At 60.2% G+C, this 18338-nt stretch carries 17 protein-coding genes; 11 read left to right on the top strand and 6 right to left on the bottom strand.

From position 1 onward, the window contains the following. The 3 genes from AUC43_RS00235 to rsmG all read left to right on the top strand — a co-directional run bounded on the left by AUC43_RS00235 (position 1) and on the right by rsmG (position 2602). The gene (locus tag AUC43_RS00235) at positions 1-1113 is read left to right on the top strand and encodes a glycosyltransferase (RefSeq protein ID WP_157780858.1); all 1113 of its coding nucleotides are present in this window, start codon (positions 1-3) and stop codon (positions 1111-1113) included. Next, positions 1104-1727 carry an RNA polymerase sigma factor gene (locus AUC43_RS00230; protein ID WP_068188242.1) on the top strand — a complete coding sequence of 208 codons (624 nt, stop codon included), beginning with the start codon at positions 1104-1106 and terminating at the stop codon, positions 1725-1727. The genes AUC43_RS00235 and AUC43_RS00230 overlap by 10 nt, the downstream gene beginning before the upstream one ends. A 257-nt stretch (positions 1728-1984) precedes the next feature. Beyond that, positions 1985-2602: a 16S rRNA (guanine(527)-N(7))-methyltransferase RsmG gene (rsmG, locus tag AUC43_RS00225; protein WP_068188239.1), complete on the top strand. Its 618-nt coding sequence runs from the start codon at positions 1985-1987 to the stop codon at positions 2600-2602. Between the two features lie 210 nt (positions 2603-2812). On the opposite strand, the gene AUC43_RS00220 is transcribed toward rsmG, so the two are convergent. Next, entirely contained in the window at positions 2813-3799 is a 987-nt protein-coding gene (locus AUC43_RS00220; RefSeq protein ID WP_068188228.1) for a YheT family hydrolase, read from the bottom strand. A gap of 407 nt (positions 3800-4206) precedes the next feature. Between AUC43_RS00220 and rpsT the strand changes: the two genes are divergently transcribed. Next, positions 4207-4458 carry a 30S ribosomal protein S20 gene (gene rpsT, locus AUC43_RS00215; protein ID WP_046245794.1) on the top strand — a complete coding sequence of 84 codons (252 nt, stop codon included), beginning with the start codon at positions 4207-4209 and terminating at the stop codon, positions 4456-4458. Positions 4459-4928: 470 nt separating this feature from the next. On the opposite strand, the gene pyk is transcribed toward rpsT, so the two are convergent. Continuing rightward, the gene (gene pyk / locus AUC43_RS00205) at positions 4929-6368 is read right to left on the bottom strand and encodes a pyruvate kinase (RefSeq protein WP_068188223.1); all 1440 of its coding nucleotides are present in this window, start codon (positions 6366-6368) and stop codon (positions 4929-4931) included. A 172-nt stretch (positions 6369-6540) separates the two neighbouring features. Then, positions 6541-6969 carry an IPExxxVDY family protein gene (locus AUC43_RS00200; RefSeq protein ID WP_068188220.1) on the bottom strand — a complete coding sequence of 143 codons (429 nt, stop codon included), beginning with the start codon at positions 6967-6969 and terminating at the stop codon, positions 6541-6543. A 174-nt stretch (positions 6970-7143) separates the two neighbouring features. Between AUC43_RS00200 and AUC43_RS00195 the strand changes: the two genes are divergently transcribed. The 5 genes from AUC43_RS00195 to lgt all read left to right on the top strand — a co-directional run bounded on the left by AUC43_RS00195 (position 7144) and on the right by lgt (position 13019). Next, positions 7144-7380 (top strand): acyl carrier protein, encoded by a 237-nt coding sequence (locus AUC43_RS00195; protein ID WP_068188219.1) that lies wholly within the window; start codon positions 7144-7146, stop codon positions 7378-7380. Between the two features lie 165 nt (positions 7381-7545). After that, entirely contained in the window at positions 7546-8796 is a 1251-nt protein-coding gene (gene fabF, locus AUC43_RS00190) for a beta-ketoacyl-ACP synthase II (protein ID WP_068188217.1), read from the top strand. Positions 8797-9041: 245 nt separating this feature from the next. Then, positions 9042-9704 carry a ribonuclease III gene (gene rnc / locus AUC43_RS00185; protein ID WP_257721731.1) on the top strand — a complete coding sequence of 221 codons (663 nt, stop codon included), beginning with the start codon at positions 9042-9044 and terminating at the stop codon, positions 9702-9704. A 159-nt stretch (positions 9705-9863) separates the two neighbouring features. Continuing rightward, a complete protein-coding gene (gene nadE / locus AUC43_RS00180) occupies positions 9864-11777 on the top strand; it encodes an NAD(+) synthase (RefSeq protein ID WP_068188206.1) in 1914 nt (637 codons plus the stop codon). Between the two features lie 315 nt (positions 11778-12092). After that, positions 12093-13019, top strand: coding sequence for a prolipoprotein diacylglyceryl transferase (gene lgt, locus AUC43_RS00175; RefSeq protein WP_071885776.1), 927 nt, complete (start codon positions 12093-12095; stop codon positions 13017-13019). 118 nt (positions 13020-13137) lie between these two features. Here lgt and AUC43_RS00170 read toward each other — a convergent pair whose 3' ends face one another. From AUC43_RS00170 to AUC43_RS00160, 3 genes are all read right to left on the bottom strand, one after another. Beyond that, positions 13138-14025, bottom strand: coding sequence for a hypothetical protein (locus tag AUC43_RS00170; protein WP_068188204.1), 888 nt, complete (start codon positions 14023-14025; stop codon positions 13138-13140). Positions 14026-14074: 49 nt separating this feature from the next. Further along, a complete protein-coding gene (gene yidD / locus AUC43_RS00165) occupies positions 14075-14296 on the bottom strand; it encodes a membrane protein insertion efficiency factor YidD (protein ID WP_068188202.1) in 222 nt (73 codons plus the stop codon). 69 nt (positions 14297-14365) lie between these two features. Next, positions 14366-15100, bottom strand: coding sequence for a M48 family metallopeptidase (locus AUC43_RS00160; RefSeq protein ID WP_068188199.1), 735 nt, complete (start codon positions 15098-15100; stop codon positions 14366-14368). Positions 15101-15346: 246 nt separating this feature from the next. Between AUC43_RS00160 and AUC43_RS00155 the strand changes: the two genes are divergently transcribed. After that, positions 15347-16147 (top strand): hypothetical protein, encoded by an 801-nt coding sequence (locus AUC43_RS00155; RefSeq protein ID WP_199243484.1) that lies wholly within the window; start codon positions 15347-15349, stop codon positions 16145-16147. A gap of 110 nt (positions 16148-16257) precedes the next feature. Continuing rightward, the gene (locus tag AUC43_RS00150; protein ID WP_233254068.1) at positions 16258-18333 is read left to right on the top strand and encodes a helix-hairpin-helix domain-containing protein; all 2076 of its coding nucleotides are present in this window, start codon (positions 16258-16260) and stop codon (positions 18331-18333) included. Positions 18334-18338 lie beyond the last annotated feature (5 nt).

Genomic DNA, 18338 nt, shown 5'->3' with positions numbered 1-18338 from the left:
TTGCTTGCGTGCGTAGGGGTGCAGCTCTTTTACGCCGCGTATTTCTTCTGGCCCTTTGCCCGCCGCGCCCCGGAAGCCACGGCCGAAGTGCCCGGGCCCGATGCTGAGCCGGTTTCCATCGTCGTGTGCGCCCGCAACGAACTGCACAACCTGCGCCGCCTGTTGCCGTTGCTGCTCCAGCAAGACTACCCCGCCGGCTTCGAAATCGTCCTCGTCGACGACCGCAGCGACGACGACACCTACCTCTACGCCCAGCAGCTCGCCCAGTACTACCACGAAAAAGTGCGCCTCGTGAGCGTGGCCCGTACACCCCGCGATTTTGCGCCCAAGAAATACGCCCTCACGCTGGGCATCAAAGCCACCCGCCATGCGCGGCTGCTGTTCACCGATGCCGACTGCATTCCGGCCACCAACCAGTGGCTGCGCCTCATGCAGCGTGGCTTCGCCAACCACGGTGCGGCACCGGCCGATTTGGTGGTTGGCTTCTCGGCCTATGTCGAGGCGCCGGGCTTTCTCAATAAGCTGATTCGCTACGAAACCCTGCTCACTGGCGCCCAGTACTTAAGCTTTGCCTGGCGCGGCTGGCCCTACATGGGCGTGGGCCGCAACCTGGCCTATACCCGGGCCTGCTTCACGGCCACCAAGGGCTTTGCCTCGCACATCCGCCAGCTCAGCGGCGACGACGACCTGCTGGTGCAGGACGCCGTGCGCAAGGGCCAACGCGTGGCCGTGGTGGCCGATGCGGCGGCCCACACCCTCAGCGAGCCCGCCGCCACCTGGGCTGCTTGGTGGCGCCAAAAACGTCGGCATTTATCGGCTGGGCGGGCGTATCGGTTAACCGACCGTTTGCGGATAGGCACCTTCTTACTGGCCAATATGTTATTCTATTTGGCTGTGGTTGTGCTATTATTTTACCCAAACATTTGGGTACCTTTGGCGGTGGTATGCACCCTCCGAACTTTGTTTGTGAGTGCCGTGTATGCCCGTCTAAGCAGCCGCCTTCACCAGCCCGTAATCGTCGGGCTGCTTCCCGTGCTCGACTTAGTTTATTTTTCTCAATATCTGGCCTTAGGAATCTCGCTGTTCCTTAACCGAACCCTTCGATGGAAGTAAACAATCAGGATATTCAAAAGCAGTTTTCAGCCAAAGCCAAGCACGACTTTAAGCTGATTCGCGCCGCCGTGGACAACGGCGACGAGAAAGCTTATGCCGAGCTGATGCACATCTACAAGAAGCCCGTTTACCACGTGGTACTCAAGATGGTACGCAACCAGGACGACGCCGAAGACCTGACCATCGAGGCATTTGCCAAGGCATTTCGCAACCTGCACAAGTTCAACCCCGAGTACGCTTTCAGCACCTGGCTATTTCGGATTGCAACCAACAACTGCATTGATTTTATCCGTAAGAATAAAATCAAAACCATGTCCATTGACTCGGCTATTAAAGTCGATAACGGCGACGAAATCACCATCGATTTCCGCGACAATGACCTGAATCCGGCCGAGCACGCCGTGCGCAATCAGAAGATTGAAATCATGCGCCACGTGGTGTCGCGCCTGCCCGATAAATACCAGCGCCTCGTATCGCTGCGCTATTTCGACGAGCTCAGCTACGAGGAAATTGCCACCGAATTAAAAGCCCCGCTCGGCACCGTCAAAGCCCAGCTGCACCGCGCCCGCGAGTTGCTCTATGACATGGTGAAGCACACCAAGCAAATTATTTAATTGCAGAAAAGCCCCGGCGTAAGTCGGGGCTTTTTTTATGCAGTCCGTAACGCATACAGAAAGCAGCAAGCCCGCGCCTTTTGTCATGCTGACGAAGGAAGCATCTTATCGCCGCGGAACGACGCTATGCTGACCTGAGAAGATGCTTTGCAGGCTCAGCATGACAAAAGGCGCGCGTGCTGCCCCGCAGCGTTCTAGATGACGGGCTACTTTATGAAAGTGTGCTGTTCTAAACCGTGGCGTGCAACTTTGCACCCATGAATCTTTTGCAGCACTACTTTCCCGAGCTTACGCCCCAACAGCTCCAGCTTTTTCAGGAGTTGGAAACCGAGTTTCGGGCCACCAACGAAGCCATCAACCTCGTGTCGCGCACCGACATGGACAACTTCGTGGAGCGCCACCTGCTGCACTCGCTCGGCATTGCCAAGGTGATTAAATTTCCCAAGGGCAGCACCGTGCTCGACGTGGGCACCGGGGGTGGTCTGCCGGGCCTGCCCCTGGCCATTATGTTCCCTGAGGTGCATTTCCACCTCGTCGACAGCATCGGCAAGAAAATCCGGGCCGTGCAGTTTATGGCTGCCGCATTGGGCCTGCACAACGTCACCGCCGAGCAAACCCGCGCCGAGCAACTGCGCACCAAGTATGATTATGTGGTAAGCCGGGCCGTGGCGCGTCTTGCCACTTTCCACCCGTGGATAGCTCACCGCTTCAAGCCCCTGGGCCAGCCCGGCTCAGGACTTTATTACCTAAAAGGCGGCGACCTAACCGAAGAAATAGCCGAATCCGGACTGAAAGCCAAAGTCACGGACCTGAGCGATTTCTTCAAAGAAGAATTTTACGAAACGAAAAAGGTGGTTTTTGTGCCTGCGAAATAGCCGGATGGTCTAGCGCCCAGGGCCTGTCATTGCGAGGCCGTAGGCCGTGGCAATCCGTCCTGGTCTCAGCGACCGGCTCAATAATGTGAAAAGCCCCGGTAATGCGCAGTGCCGGGGCTTTTTGGTTTAAAATAGTCTGTCACAACTAGGAGTTGGTCGCACAGGGGGATGGATTGCTTCGTCGTGCCTCCTCGCAATGACAGATGGGGCCTAAGCAGGTACCTCCGCCGTGAGAAACTCCACGGCGCGCCGCTCGGAGTAGTATTCACCATCGGGCGAGCCTTCGGCAAAGCCCACGTGCCCGCCTTCTGAGGGTGTTTCCAGGAATACAAACGGCGAATTGGTGGCCACCTCGCGGGGGAAGCAGGATTCGGGCAAAAACGGGTCGTTCTGGGCATTCACGAGCAGCGTGGGCACCTGAATGCCGCTCAGGTATCGCCCCGAGCTGGCGTATTTGTAATAGGCATCGGCCGAGTCGAAGCCGTGCATGGGCGCGGTGTACCGGCTGTCAAATTCCTGGAAATCGCGCAGCTCGTCGATGCCCGTTAGGTCGACCTGGCCCGGCATCATTTCGGCTTTCGCGCGCACCTTCAGCCGCAGCGTCTTAAGAAAGCGGCGCAGGTACACCTGGTTCTGGCGGCGGGCAATGTGCACGGAGCTAGCCTGCAAATCCGTGGGAACCGAAAACACAGCGGCCCGCTTCACCTCCACGGGCACGCGGTCCGGGTCTTCGCCCAGGTATTTGAGCGTCACATTGCCGCCGGCACTGAAGCCCGTGAGGTACACCCGCTGGTAGCGGCCCGTGGCCAGGGCATGGCGCAGCACCATGTCCAGGTCGTCGGTATCGCCGAGGTGGTAGGAGCGGAGCAGGCGGTTCATCTCGCCGCCACAGCTGCGGTAGTTCCAGGCCAGGGCGTCGAGGCCGGCCCGGTTGAGGGCGCGCACCATGCCCCGCACGTAGGGGCGGGAGGCATCGCCTTCGAGGCCGTGCGAAACGATGACCAAGCCATCGGTGGGCCGCGTCTCCGGCAAGCGGCTCCAGTCTAGGTTCAGGAAGTCTCCGTCGGGCAGCTCCAGCCGTTCGCGTTGGTAGGTCACATCGGGAACGGTGCGCCACAAGCTGGGCACAATAGTCTGCAAGTGGCCGTTAAAGAGATAGAACGGCGGCTGATAACGAGATTCGGATACGAGAGGCATGGCGCAGATACGATAACGGAAAGGGCATCGCAATGGGGGGATAGGGTAGCTATTATAAAGTACGCAAATAATCGGCATGCATACTAATAAGGGGCGCTGAAGATGATATTCACTTGTTTTCGGATAACACGATTATTTGGGGTCCGGTTGCAAATAGTCTTGTCACTTTGGTTCTTTCGGCGAACCAGCCAATCAACTCCAAGCAAGTTGAGCTACCTCATTCATCAGCTAGGAGGTTGCGGCACGCAGGAACCACTTTCCTGTCCAGGTTACTTTAGCCCAATGGAATGGTCATCAGGCTTTGCAGCAAGATTTTTGCCAACATGGTTTGATATTGCCGAGCAGGTTTGTACCTTTGCCCTCCCAAACACAGAACTCAAGCATAACGCTCCCATATATTCCCACTCATGGCAAACCATAAGTCGGCCCTCAAACGCATCCGCAGCAACGAAGCTAAGCGCGTGTTGAACCGTTACCAGCACAAATCCACTCGTACGGCCATCAAGCGCCTGCGTGAAGCCACCGATAAAACGGCCGCTCAGGAGCTGCTGAAGAAAGTGTCGTCGATGTTGGACCGTTTGGCCAAGAAGAACATCATCCACAAGAACAAAGCTGCTAACAACAAAAGCAAGCTGACAAAACTCGTCAATGCGCTTTAGCGCGTAGCGAGTTTAGTAGGGCCAGACTGCGCCGCCCCAAGGTCTGGTTCTACGCTCCTTCACAGAAGCCCTGCTCGGAAACGAGCAGGGCTTCTTGCGTTTGGGCAATCTGGGTGTGTAGATGGTTGAGTTCCTTGCAGCGTTGGTGGATGATGTTGAGCTGCGGTAACTGCCTTCTGGAAGGCGACTGGTAAGCTTTTACTTTGTAAAAATAGTCCTGGCTCACTCCCTTGCGTCGTTTGTCATGCAGAGCGCAGCGAAGCATCTTATCAGGTTCGAACGAGTCGTTCCGCGGCGATAAGATGCTTCGCTGCGCTCTGCATGACAGACGCTTGAGTCACAGTTGCACGCGAGAAGCTCCGGTAATTTCTGAAGGATGTACATTAATTGTGCTCTTGTAAAACGCAAAAAGCCCACTCTAATTAAGGAATGGGCTTTCGCAAGTTAAAATCGGCGAAGCGTGCTGGGGATTATGCCACGCTCACTTTCACCATGTTGGCTTTGCCTTTATCCTGAATGGGCATGGAGCCGGTATTAATGGAGATGTCGCCGGGATCTAGGTGGCCGGTGGTGGTCAGCACGTAGCGGATGTCGGAAATGGTGCTATCGGTGCTGATGAGGCGGTCGTAGTAGAAGCTGCGCACGCCCCACACCAGGCTCAGGGCCGTGAGCAGGGGGCGGTTATCGGTGAAGATGAAGATATTGGCTTTGGGGCGGTATTTAGCCAACTGGAAAGCCGTGTAGCCGTGGTGGGTCATGCCCGTAATGGCTTTGGCGCCCGTGTTTTTGGCCAGGTGGCAGGCCGCCGACAACACGCTATCGGCCATGAAGTTGGGGCCCGTGGCGTCGATGGGGAACCAGTGGTGGAAGAGCTGGGGGCTGTGGGTCTCCACGCTCAGGATAGTGCCGACCATGGAGCGAATTACTTCGGCCGGGTAGGCGCCCACAGCGGTTTCGGCGGAGAGCATCACGGCATCGGCGCCGTCGAGCACGGCGTTGGCCACGTCGCTGGTTTCGGCCCGGGTGGGGCGGGGGGCCGTTATCATGCTCTCCATCATCTGGGTGGCCACGATAACGGGCTTGCCGGCGGCGTTGCACTTGGCAATAATCATCTTCTGGGCCATTGGCACCTCCTCCATCTTCACTTCCACGCCGAGGTCGCCGCGGGCCACCATCACGGCGTCGGTGATGGCGATGATTTCGTCGATGTTGCGCAGGCCGTCGGGGGTTTCAATCTTGGCCACCACGCGGGTGGTCTTGCCGGCTTCGGCAATCAGGTTTTTGATGAAGCGGATATCGTCGGCTTTGCGCGCAAAGCTGAGGGCTACCCAGTCCACGTCGTGCGCCAGGCCAAACTCCAGGTCTTCGATGTCTTTTTCGGTCATGGAAGGGGCCGAAACTTCGGAATCGGGCAGGTTGATGCCCTTGCGGGGCTTTACCAGGCCGCCGTAGATTACCTCCACGTCTACTTCCTGGTCGCGGTCGGTGGCAAGCACCTTCAGCTCAATTTTGCCGTCGTCAATCAGAATCATGTCGCCGGGCTTCACGTCGCGGGCCAGGCCCAGGTAAATCGTGCTCAGGCGCGTGGCCGTGCTGATTTCCTTTTCCCCGCACACCAGCTTGATTTTATCGCCGGCCTTGATTTCAACCCCGCCGCCTTCTACTTCGCCGAGCCGAATTTTGGGTCCCTGCAAATCCTGCAGCAGGCCCACGGCGGTGCGCATGTCCTTATTTAGGCGTCGCACGGTGTTGATAACGGCCAAATGGTCGTCGTAAGAACCGTGCGAGAAATTGAGCCGAAACACATCGACACCCTCGCGGATGAGGGTGCCGAGCCGTTCGTAGGTATTAGAAGCCGGGCCGACGGTGGCCACGATTTTGGTCTTGTTAAACGTGTGGCGATTTTCCATGCATAGGGAGATTAATGACAAAAAAACTCCCCTCCCTGGGAAGGAGGGGATGTTTCAGCGCGGGGCTGAAACGCGGGTGGCAGAACCGCTGAACGATTCCTCCACAATAAATACTGCTCCGGCGTGTGCGGCGCGGGGCCGCTTTCGGTGGCTAGGGAGCAAGGGGTATTAATTACAGAATCAGGTTTTCCTTGTATTTGAGGGTGTTCGGGTCGAATTGGCAGGCGTACTGCACGGCGTCGAGGGCCGTGAGCTGCTGCAGCAATTCGTCGTCGGCGAGGGCTCCGCAGCCGTTGCTCACGGCCAGCAGGTAGTCGTACTCTTTGATGTCGGGTGCTAAGAACGGCTTTTTTAAGTTGGAAGGCTCCACCGAGCGGTTGCGCAACAGCCGGAAGGTCAGGGTTTCGGTGGCGTGCAAGTAGTGCGTGAACACCAGCCGGCCCTGACTGAGCAGGTTGAGCAGCAGCTCGGGCTGCTTGACGAGGCGCAGGCGCAGGGCGCGGTTCAGCATCCAGGCCAGGGTGTAGTCGCGGGTGCTACTCACCAGCCCAAACAGGGCAAAGTCGCACTCATAATCAACGTCGAGGGTGAAGGTCTTCATAGCAGCCGCAAAGGGAGCTCCGCGCTAGCGGGTAAGGGCAAAGCTACGGCGTGCGGCGGGCCGTTGCCAGAACCACAGCCATAATCTTGTACCCGCAATTCGAAAGCGAACCGGTGGGTTAGTTGGAAAATCTCTCGTTACTTTGCGCCGTAGTTTTCCCTAAACCCCACGGAAATGTCTGAAATCGCAGAAAAAGTAAAGGCCATTATTATTGATAAACTGGGCGTTGAAGCCTCGGAAGTAACCCCCGAAGCAAGCTTCACCAATGACCTGGGTGCCGACTCGCTGGACACCGTCGAGCTGATTATGGAGTTCGAAAAGGAGTTCAACGTGAGCATCCCCGACGACCAGGCCGAGAACATCGGCACCGTGGGCCAAGCTGTCAGCTACCTCGAAGAGCACGCTAAATAGTTTTTTTCATATCCGAGCGGAGCAAAGAATTTGAACGAATCAGTTTACCCAACTTCTTCGTTTCGCTCGGAATGAACCATTAGTTCTGCGCATACCGGCCGGCCCGCCGCCGGCCGGTTTCGTTGTTTTATCCCGCTTCACCTTTCGCGCCATTGGCGTTTGCTTATGTCGTCTATTCGACGGGTTGTCGTTACCGGCCTTGGGGCCATTACTCCGCTGGGAAATACCGCCCCGGCCTACTGGGAAGGCCTGCGCACGGGCACAAGCGGCGCCGCCGCCATCACCCGCTTCGACCCGGCCAAATTCAAGACCCGCTTCGCCTGCGAAGTGAAGGGCTACGAGCCCGATAATTTCTTTGACCGCAAGGAGCACCGCAAGATGGACCTTTTCACCCAGTTTGGGGTGGTAGCGGCCGATGAAGCCATTGCCGATTCCGGCCTGCTGGAAAGCGGGGTCAACAAAGACCGGGTGGGCGTGATTTGGGGCTCCGGCATCGGCGGCCTGAAATCGCTGCAGGAAGAATGCATCGCCTTCGGGCGGGGCGACGGCACGCCGCGCTACTCACCGTTCTTCATCCCGCGCATGATTGCCGACTCCTCGTCGGGCAACATTTCCATTAAAAACGGCTTCCGCGGGCCCAACTACGTGACCACGTCGGCCTGCGCGTCGTCGAACGACTCCATTATTGCCGCCTTCAACAACATCCGCCTCGGCCTGGCCGACGTGATGGTGACCGGCGGCTCCGAAGCGGCCATCACCGAATCGGGCGTGGGCGGCTTCAATGCCCTCAAGGCCATGAGCGAGCGCAACGACGACCCGGCTTCGGCTTCGCGGCCCTACGACAAGGACCGCGACGGTTTTGTGCTGGGCGAAGGCTCGGGCGCACTGGTGCTCGAAGAGTACGAGCACGCCAAGGCCCGCGGCGCCAAAATGTACGCCGAGCTGATTGGCGGCGGCATGTCGTCGGACGCTTACCACATCACCGCGCCCGACCCCAGCGGCAGCGGCGTAGTGCTCGTAATGCACAACGCCCTGCGCGATGCCGGCATCACGGCCGCCGAGGTGGACTACATCAACACCCACGGCACGAGCACGCCCCTGGGCGACGGCGCCGAAATCAAAGCCATTGAGCAGGTATTTGGCGAGTTTGCCGAACAAATCAACATCTCCTCGACCAAAAGCATGACCGGCCACCTGCTGGGCGGTGCCGGCGGCGTGGAGGCCGTGGCGTGCCTGCTGGCCATGCACCACAGCCTAGTGCCGCCCACCATCAACCTGCACACGCCCGACCCGGAAATCAACCAGGCACTGAACTTCACGCCGAACGTGGCCCAGGCCCGCGACGTGCGCGTGGCCATGAGCAACACCTTCGGCTTTGGCGGGCACAACACCTCGGTGATATTCCGCAAGCTGTAGTTTTTACGGCATCAATACCTAGGAACGTCATGCTGAGCTTGCCGAAGCATCTCTACCGGGGAAGTAATTTAATTACTCTCGTGGTAGAGATGCTTCGACAAGCTCAGCATGACGTTCTTCTTATTGGGTAGTTAATTGTTAGCTATCAATTAATACTTCATTACGCGTTAACACCTCTTCCTTTGCTTGGTTTCGTTTCCCGGTTTTTTGGTTCTGATAAGGCATTCCGACAAGCAATTAGTACGGTGACGGGCCTGACGCCTACCAATGTGCGGCTATACCGGCTGGCTTTTACGCACTCTTCGGCAGTGCGGCAGCAGCCGTCGATGGGGCGCCACCTCACCAACGAGCGGCTGGAGTTTCTCGGCGATGCCGTGCTGGGCACGGTGGTGGCGGAGTACCTCTTCAAAAAGTACCCTTACGAGCAGGAGGGCTTCCTCACGGAGATGCGCTCCCGCATCGTAAACCGCGAAAGCCTGAATAACATTGCCCTCAAACTGGGCCTCGATAAGCTGGTGCAGCTGGATACCGCCCAGGGCCGCGCTGCCCGCTCGCGCTCCGTAAACGGCAACGCGCTGGAGGCGCTGGTGGGCGCGGTGTACCTGGACTTGGGCTACAAAGCCGCCCGCAAGTTTGTGCTCACCCGCCTAGTGAAAGGCTTTGTGGACGTACACACCCTCACCACCACCACCGCCAACTTCAAGAGCAAGCTGGTGGAGTGGGCCCAGCGCCAGGGCAAAACCCTGCGCTACGACATCGCCGGCGAGGCCCGACCCGGCGGCATGATGGAGTTTACGGCCACCGTGCTGCTAGATGATGAAATAATTGCCACCGGCATGGGTCTGAGCAAAAAGCAAGCAGAGCAGTTGGCGGCCGACCGGGCGCTAACCGCTTTGGGGGTAGAATAAGTAAATTATTGAACAAAAAAGCCCCAGCGGGGCGGCATTCGCAACGTTCGAATGCCGCCCCGCTGGGGCTTTTTTCTATTTATTTCGTACACGCTTCGCTACACCTGGCCCTGTCGGGCTTTTTTGTTGTAACCGTAATCCCAAACGAGCCTTTAGACTATGCGTATCGCCGGCGCCGCCCTCAACCAGATTCCCATCGATTGGGAGCACAACCTTCGCAACATCCGCATTGCCATTGAACTGGCCAAGGAAAATGGCGTGGAGCTGCTGTGTTTGCCCGAGCTGTGCCTGAGCGGCTACGGCTGCGAAGACCTGTTTCTGAGCGACTGGATGCCGCAGGCGGCGCTGGCCCACCTGCAGCAGGTGCGGCAGTGGACCGAAGGCATCTGCGTGGTGGTGGGCCTGCCCGTGCGGCTCAACCACCGCACCTACAACACGGCGGCCGTGCTGCGCGACGGCCAGATTCTGGGCTTTGCGGCCAAGCAGTTTTTGGCCAACGATGGCGTGCACTACGAAACCCGCTTTTTCGCGCCCTGGCCCGCCGGCGAAACCACCACGGTAGACTGGGAAGGCGAGCAGTGGGCGCTGGGCGACCTCATTTTTGAGCAAAACGGCGTGCGCTTTGGCTTCGAGATATGCGAAGACGCGTGGCGGCCCGACGACGTGCGGCCCGCGTGCCGGTTGGTGGGCAAAGTCGATTTGATTGTGAACCCATCGGCCAGCCACTTTGCCATGAGCAAAACCGACGTGCGCTACCAGTTGGTAATGAAGGCCTCGCGCACGTTCAACTGCACCTACCTCTACGCCAATCTACTGGGCAACGAGTCAGGCCGCATCATCTACGACGGCGAGATACTGGTGGCGCGCAACGGCCATTTGCTGCTACGCAACCAGCTGCTGAGCTTCAAGGAAGTGGATTTGGAGTGGATGGATGTTGACTTCAAAACTGAGCTGGCGCCGGCCGCTGAGATTGTACCGCTGGCGGTGCCCGACGAGTACAAAGAGCTCAACCAGGCCATGAGCCTGGGTTTGTTCGACTACCTGCGCAAGGCGCGCAGCCGTGGGTTTGTGCTCAGTTTGAGCGGTGGGGCCGACTCCTGCTTTTGTGCTGTGGGTGTGGCCGAAATGGTGCGCCTGGGCGTAGAGGAACTGGGCGTGGAAGAGTTCAAGAGGCGCAGCGGCTGCTTCGCCGAAACCGCTAAGGTGGTGACGCAGGAAGGAGCCGGCGGCAAAGCAGCCCAACTGGTGGAGAATGCCGAGCCCGCGAACGAGTTGAGCAGCAACCAGCAACTGGTGCGGCAGTTGCTGACCTGCGCCTATCAGGGCACCGTGAACTCCTCCGACGACACCTTCAATTCAGCCCGGGAACTAGCCGACAGCATTGGGGCCCGCTTTCACCACTGGGGTATTGATGAGGAAGTAACCGGCTACGTAGGCAAAATACAGGGCGCGCTGGGCCGGGAGCTGACCTGGCAAACCGACGACCTGGCCCTGCAGAACATTCAGGCGCGGGTACGGGCCCCGGCCATCTGGCTGCTGGCCAACGTGCAGAACTGCCTGCTTATCACCACATCCAACCGCTCGGAAGCCAGCGTGGGCTACTGCACCATGGACGGCGACACGGCCGGCAGCATTTCGCCCATTGCGGGCGTCGACAAGGACTTCGTGAAAAAGTGGCTGCGTTGGGCCGAAACGGAATTGGGCTACCCAGCCCTGCGCCACGTGAATGCCCTGCAGCCTACCGCCGAACTGCGCCCGCTGGAAGACAAGCAAACCGACGAGCGCGACCTGATGCCCTACACTTTGCTCAACCGCATCGAGCGGCTGGCCTTCTACGACCGCCTCAGCCCAAGCCAGGTGCTAGCTACCCTGGAGCAGGAGGAAAGCGGTTTCGACCGCGAGCAGCTGAAAACCTACGTGCGCCGCTTCTACTCGCTCTGGAGCCGCAACCAGTGGAAGCGCGAACGGTACGCCCCGAGCTTCCACCTCGACGATTACAACGTGGACCCGCGCTCCTGGCTGCGGTTTCCCATCCTCAGCGGTGGGTTTGCTGAGGAATTGGCGGGGCTGTAAAGCATTGGCGCAACAGGCCGTCCTGCTGGATTAGCACGGCCGTGCTTAGCGAAGCCGAAGCAGCTCGGGTACAACTGTCAACTCAATCGTCTGTTATGCTGACGAAGGAAGCATCTTATCAGGTTAGAACAAGCGTTCAGCCGCGATAAGATACTTCCTTCGTCAGCATGACAATAGGCGCAGCATGACGGACGATTGGAATTACTGCTGAAATAAAGCCGTTTCGCGGTGCTTCGCCAGCGGTTGTGGTGTTCCTCTTGAAAGCCAAGCCCCATGCGCTGAGTACCTTTGGGGTGCACCTCATTTCTGTACTGCATGCTGCCTTTTCTCGCTGCCATTTACTGGAACGTCAACCCCATCATTGCCCATCTTGGGCCCATCACGCTGCGCTGGTACGGGCTGTTTTTCATGCTGCCCTTTGTGGTGGGCACGTTCGTGCTCACGCACATCTACCGTTCGGAGCGGGTGTCGCCGCAGTGGGTCGACGTGATTACCATTTACATGCTGATTGGCACCATTGTGGGCGCCAGGCTGGGGCACATGCTCTTTTATGATTTTGATGCGCTGATGGCCGACCCCATGGTGGTGTTCAAAATCTGGCAGGGCGGCCTGGCCAGCCACGGCGCTACCATTGGCATCTTGCTGGCCTGCTGGCTGTTTGCCCGCAACAACAAGTTCGATTACCTGTGGGTGCTCGACCGCATTGTGATAGTGGTGGCGCTAGGCGGCGCCTGCATCCGCACCGGCAACCTGATGAACTCCGAAATTGTGGGCAAGCCCACCAACGTGCCGTGGGCCTTCATCTTTCCGCGCGACACCGAGCACCTGATTCAGGGCGTGGCCGTGCCGCGGCACCCCACCCAGATTTACGAGGCACTGTTCTGCATTTTTCTGCTCATCCTGCTCTATTCCATGTGGAACCGCACCAAGGAGCGCACGCCCCGCGGGCAGCTATTTGGGCTGTTTGTGGTGCTGCTGTTCACGCAGCGCTTCCTGGGCGAGTACCTGAAGGAGAACCAAGTGGCGTTTGAGAACGGCCACTTGTTCAACCAGGGCCAGCTGCTGAGCATTCCGCTGATTCTTGTCGGTATCTGGGTGCTGTGGCGGGCCGGCAAAGACCCCAAGAACCCATATGGCTACGCGCCGCGCGACCTGGGCAAAGAAGGCGACCCGGTGACCCTGCCCGGCAGTGGCCCGCTGCCAAGCGCAAGCGTGACCCAGCCCCGGGAACTGCGGAAATAAGCCCCGCCATTGCCAGTTAAACCGGACGCCCCCGGTGCCCTCGCCCCCGTTCTACCCCCTCAGGGAAGATTCAGGCAGTGAGGGCACCGGGGGCGTCCGGTTTAACTGGCAATGGCGGTTAGGGCAGCTTAAACTCAAATAAGTCGCCTTGCTCGGTGGTGATGAGCAAGGTATTGTCGTCTTTGAAGGCGACGCCTTCGGTTTGGCCGGCACCGGTGAGGTCGACGCGGCGGGGCGTGGCCTTGAGGATGTCGGCCCAGGTGTTGCCGTCCAGGATAAACAGCTCGCCGCGGCCCAGCAGCACCAGGCGGCGGCCGTCGGAGCGCAGGGCGGCATCGGTTACTTCGCCGGGAATGGCCAGTTTGGCTACCAGCTTGGCCGTGTAGTCGCCGGGCTGTTCGGGCACGGTGTATACTTTGCTGGTGCTTTCCTGGGCCCGGTCTTTGGTAAAGAGCCACACTTTGCCGTCGTGCCAGAGGCTGGCCTCGCAGTCGAAGTTGCGCTGCTTTTTCTTGGGCGGGAATTCGCTTTGGTCGGGGTAGGAGAAGCTGATTTTGCCGACTTGCTTGGGGGCATCCGGCCGCACGCGGTAGATGGCGAGGTCGCGGCGCGTGCTTTCGTTGTTGCCGCAGTCGCCGATGTAGTAGTTGCCCTGTGGGTCGCGGCTCAGGCTTTCCCAGTCGATGTTGGGCGCGTTGACGTCGATGGTGCGCACCGGCTTGCCTTCGCTGGTGATTTCGTAAAGGGTGGGAGCGTTGCCGTCGTCGCCGAAGCTGTAGTAGTTGCCGCTGGTTTCGGCGGGGGCCAGGCCCGAGCTTTCGGGTACCACGTTTTTGATAGAGCCCACCCGGCGCAGGCCGGCAATGGCCGCGGCTGCGTCTTTGTCTTTGCGGCGGTCACCGCCTTTCACTTTGTTGGAGGCGATGGATTTGTCGGACTGAGCCTCCGAACAAGAGGCCGTGAGCAAGATGGCAAGGGCAGCCGGTAACAACGGAATAAAGCGCATTAGGAAGAGTTAAGCAGAAGGTTGACCCAGCCTATACGCAACTGATGGGCTATGGTACGGGGTCGAAGCCGTGGCCGCCCCAGGGGTGGCAGCTGGCAATGCGCCGCAGCGCCAGGCGCCCGCCGCGCCACGGGCCGTATTTGGTAATGGCCTGGGCCGCATACGCCGAGCAGGTGGGCGAATAGCGGCAGCTGGCCGGGGTGAGCGGCGAGATGAAATGGCGGTAAAACCACACCAGGCCAAGAAAAAGGGCGCGAAACAGCCGGGACATGAGTGGGAGAGTAGTATAGCCAGCGGCCGATGAATTCATGGGGCTTAATTGAAGCACGGAGAACGGCCGCTATTTCGGCAGTGCATTCAGCTCCACTTTCCACCGTTCCCAATCGGGCATTAAGCGGGTCTGCAGGTCGTAGAAAGCCTTCGAGTGGTCGCACACCAGCAGGTGGCAGCATTCGTGGAGCAGCACGTAGTCGAGGCACTCGGGGCGGGCCCGGATGAGCTCCGGGCTGAGGCGGATGCGGGCGGTGCGCGGGGTGCAGCTGCCCCAGCGGGTGCGCATGTGGCGCACGGACAGGGTTGGCCGAACGAGGTTGAACTCGGCGAAGCGCGGCCACACCCGCTCCAGCGAATCGGCAAAGTAGGGCGCGGCCTGGCGGGCGTACCAGGCGTGGAGCAGGGCCTCGGTCTGAGCGGGTGTGAGGGGCGCAGGGGACGATACCACCAGCTCATCGGCCACGACGGCCACTGCCATTCGGCTGGCTTGGGCGAAGCGTAGCGCGTAGGACCTGCCCTGATAGTAGTGGGTGCTGCCGGCCTCGAAGCGGCGGGTGGGCGCGGGGGCCGGGCGGCTGGCAAAGGCGGCCTGGTGCTTCAGAATCCAGTCGGCTTTTTTCAGGACTTGTTGGGCCACCCATTCGGGTGAGGTGCCGGCGGGGGCCGTTACGTGCACGCTGCCATCGGGCTTCACGGCGAAGCCGATGGTACGCCGCGACCGGAAAACAAGGGTGTAGCTAAGCGGCTGGTTGCGGTAAAGAAGGCTTTCGCGGCGGGGCGCGGCAGAGAAGGAGCGGGGCATAAGGAGGCAAGTTCGGCAGTGGTGCCGCAATAGCTAACCAAAAAGCGCGGCAAAATAATTTCGGCCGCTTCGCTCAGCCATTAAGCATGGCAATATTACCTTCCCCTTATGCTACACTTTCTACCACGTTGTTCTTTGCTTGTTTTATTGGGGCTTCTTGCCTGTTGGCCAGCGGCTTCGGCGGTGGCTCAGGGGACGGGACCCGGGGTGCGGGGCGCCCGCGCCGCTGCACTTGGCAATGCTTCGGTGGCGCTTGCCGGCGAAGTATGGAGCATGGGCAACAACGTGGCCGGGCTGAGTGAGATTCAGCAGCCCACCGTGGGCTTTTATGCCGAGAACCGCTACTTCAGCTCCGCTCTCAACGTGGGCGCGCTCACCGTGGCCCTGCCGCTGGGCCGGCCCCTCGGGGCAGTAGCCGCGGCAGATGGGGCCAGCCCAACGCCGACCGTGGTGCCGCCGGCCCAGGCCGCCTGGGCCCGAAATGGCGTAGTGGCTTTCGAGGCCCAGCGCTTCGGCGGCCAGCTTTATAATGAAACTCGAGTCGGAGCGGGCTACGGCTACCGGTTTGGGCAAATCAGCCTGGGCGGCCGCGTCGATTTGCTGCAGGTGAGCATCGAGGGCCTGGGCAGCCGGCGCGTGGTGCTGGGCACGCTGGGCGGACAGATTGAAGTAGTGCCCCAGCGGCTCAGCTTCGGGGCTTCGCTCTACAACCTGGGCCAAACCAAGCTGGCCAGCTACCAGGACGAGCGGGTGCCCACCGTGCTCAAAGCCGGCCTGGCCTACCGTCCCAGTTCCCAGGTGCTGCTGGTGGTCGAAACCGAAAAAGACGTGGAGCGCGCCGCCAATTTCAAAGCGGGCCTGGAGTACCGCCCGGTGCCCGTGCTGGCGGCGCGCCTGGGCCTGGCTTCGCTCACCGAGCAAGCCAGTGCCGGCATCGGTGTTTTGGCCGGGGCTTTTCAAATTGATTACGCGGCGGCATTCCAGCAGGCTTTAGGATTTAGCCAGCATTTAAGCATTTCCAAGGCATGGGGGCAGAAAGCGCAGTAGTGCCACTGATAGGAGCGCCGGGAGTCGCTTCACAACTTCGAACGATTGGAACAGGGTTGCGCCTAAACACCAGGCGCCGCTTTGCGCTGCTGGTAATACTAGCGGGAATTTTGGCAACCTCTGCAGCTTCAGCCCAAGATTACACCCGGCGCCCGCCCGATTTGGACCGCCTCACGCAAGAGCTGTTTGCCGAAATCCAGTCGGACCAGGTGCCGTACGAGGACTTGTACGAAACGCTGCTGCAGTACTACCAGACGCCCATTAACCTCAACACCGCCACCCGGGAAGAGCTGCGGGTGCTGCTGCTCTTGAATGAAAACCAGATAACCACCCTGCTGCTCCACCGCCAAGCCAACGGCGATCTGCTGAGCGTGTATGAGCTGCAAAGCATCGAGGGCTACGACCTGCGCACTATCTCCCGCATTCTACCTTTTGTAAGCGTCCAGAGCAGCAACCTGCACGCCGCCCGCGGCTCGCTGTGGCAGCGCATCGCCCGCGAAGACAACAACGCCCTGTACCTGCGCTACGAGCGGGTGCTGCAGGAGCGCCAGGGATACACGCCGCCCACGCTCTACCACGGCCAGCCCACCACCCGCTACCTCGGCTCGCCCGATAAGATGCTGATACGCTACCGGGTGAGCCACACCAAGGATTTCAGCGTGGGCTTTTCGTTGGAAAAAGACGCCGGCGAGCCGTTGAGCTGGAACCCCGGCAGCGGGCGGCTGGGGCCCGATTACGTGTCGGCACACGTGCTGCTGCAGGAGCGGGGCCGGCTAAAAACGCTGGCTCTGGGCGACTACCAGCTGCAGTTTGGCCAGGGGTTGCTGCTGTCGTCGGGGCTGGGCGTGGGCAAGGGCGCCGAGACGATTACGACGCTGCGGCGCTCGTCGGTGGGCGTGCGGGCCTACGCTTCGCTGCTCGAAAACACGTTTTTCCGGGGTGGGGCGGCCACGGTGCAGATGGCGCCCACGGTGCAGGCCACGGCGTTTGTGTCGCACAAGAATGTGGATGCCAATCTGCAGCAGGCGCAGGATTCGCTGGCTCAATTCGATGAGTTTACCTCGGGGCTGCTCTACACCGGCTTCCACCGCACGGCCTCGGAAATCGCCAACCGCCACCAGCTGTCCGAAACCATCGGGGGCGGCAACCTGGGCTACACCAGCCGCGATGGCAACCTGGCCCTGGGCGCCACCGGCGTGTTTACGCACTACGGCACGCCGCTGCTCAAGCGGGCAGAGCCGTACAACCGCTTCGAGTTCAGCGGCAAGGAGAACCTGGCCCTGAGTCTGAATTACAGCTACGTATGGCGCAACCTGCTGCTCTTCGGCGAAACGGCGCGCAGCACCGGGGGCGGCCTGGGCACCGTAAACGGCCTGCTGGCCAGCCTGGGCCCCACCGTGGATGCTGCCCTGCTGGTGCGGCACTACGACGCCGATTTTCACACCCTCTACGGCAATGCCTTCAGCGAAAACACCCGCAACATCAACGAAACCGGCGTGTACTTCGGCCTGAAAGTGCGGCCAGTGGCCCGCTGGGAAGTATCGGCCTACTACGACCAGTTTCGCTTTCCGTGGCTGCGCTACCGGGCCAGCGCCCCCACCGCCGGCCACGATGCCCTGGTGCGCCTGGCCTACACGCCCACCAAAACCAGCCTGCTCTATGTGCAGCTGCGCCAGCGCCTCAAGCCCCGCGACCTACCCGCCGCTGACGTTGTGCGGCCCATTCCGCTGCCCGGCGAGCAGCTGCGCCAGAGCCTGCTGCTGTACTGCAACACCGCCCCCAGCACCGCCCTGGAGCTGCGCACCCGCCTGCAAGCCTCCCGCCTGCGCGACGACCCCGGCCTGCCCTGGCGGCGCGGCTACGTGCTGGCGCAGGACGTGAGCTACCAGCTCAACCGCGCCCTCAAGCTCACGGCCCGCTACGCCCTATTCGATGCCGACGACTACGATACCCGCCAGTACGTGTATGAGCACGACGTGCTGCTGGCTGTGTCGGTGCCGGCGCTGTACGGCCAGGGCACGCGGGTGTATGGCCTGGCCGAAATCCGCCTCAACCGCTCCCTTACGCTCTGGCTCCGCTACGCCGAAACCCGCTACCGCCACCAAGAAACGGTAGGCTCGGGGCTGGAAACCATCCAGGGCGCCCTGCGCAGCGAGGTGAAGGCGCAGCTGCGGGTGAAGTTTTAATCGGA

It is taken from the genome of Hymenobacter sedentarius, from assembly GCF_001507645.1.
Lineage (GTDB): Bacteria > Bacteroidota > Bacteroidia > Cytophagales > Hymenobacteraceae > Hymenobacter > Hymenobacter sedentarius.
The sequence above is the reverse complement of the archived record's forward strand: the minus strand, read 5'-3'. Positions and strand labels throughout refer to the sequence as shown.

What these genes read in the sequence shown, in the direction of transcription:
- yidD (WP_068188202.1), bottom strand. Translation starts at nt 14,296, where the DNA reads ATGTCCCGGCTGTTTCGCGCCCTTTTTCTTGGCCTGGTGTGGTTTTAC.
- nadE (WP_068188206.1), top strand. Translation starts at nt 9,864, where the DNA reads ATGCGTATCGCCGGCGCCGCCCTCAACCAGATTCCCATCGATTGGGAG.
- AUC43_RS00195 (WP_068188219.1), top strand. Translation starts at nt 7,144, where the DNA reads ATGTCTGAAATCGCAGAAAAAGTAAAGGCCATTATTATTGATAAACTG.
- rsmG (WP_068188239.1), top strand. Translation starts at nt 1,985, where the DNA reads ATGAATCTTTTGCAGCACTACTTTCCCGAGCTTACGCCCCAACAGCTC.
- pyk (WP_068188223.1), bottom strand. Translation starts at nt 6,368, where the DNA reads ATGGAAAATCGCCACACGTTTAACAAGACCAAAATCGTGGCCACCGTC.
- AUC43_RS00170 (WP_068188204.1), bottom strand. Translation starts at nt 14,025, where the DNA reads ATGCGCTTTATTCCGTTGTTACCGGCTGCCCTTGCCATCTTGCTCACG.
- rpsT (WP_046245794.1), top strand. Translation starts at nt 4,207, where the DNA reads ATGGCAAACCATAAGTCGGCCCTCAAACGCATCCGCAGCAACGAAGCT.
- AUC43_RS00200 (WP_068188220.1), bottom strand. Translation starts at nt 6,969, where the DNA reads ATGAAGACCTTCACCCTCGACGTTGATTATGAGTGCGACTTTGCCCTG.
- AUC43_RS00220 (WP_068188228.1), bottom strand. Translation starts at nt 3,799, where the DNA reads ATGCCTCTCGTATCCGAATCTCGTTATCAGCCGCCGTTCTATCTCTTT.
- AUC43_RS00230 (WP_068188242.1), top strand. Translation starts at nt 1,104, where the DNA reads ATGGAAGTAAACAATCAGGATATTCAAAAGCAGTTTTCAGCCAAAGCC.
- fabF (WP_068188217.1), top strand. Translation starts at nt 7,546, where the DNA reads ATGTCGTCTATTCGACGGGTTGTCGTTACCGGCCTTGGGGCCATTACT.
- AUC43_RS00160 (WP_068188199.1), bottom strand. Translation starts at nt 15,100, where the DNA reads ATGCCCCGCTCCTTCTCTGCCGCGCCCCGCCGCGAAAGCCTTCTTTAC.
- lgt (WP_071885776.1), top strand. Translation starts at nt 12,093, where the DNA reads ATGCTGCCTTTTCTCGCTGCCATTTACTGGAACGTCAACCCCATCATT.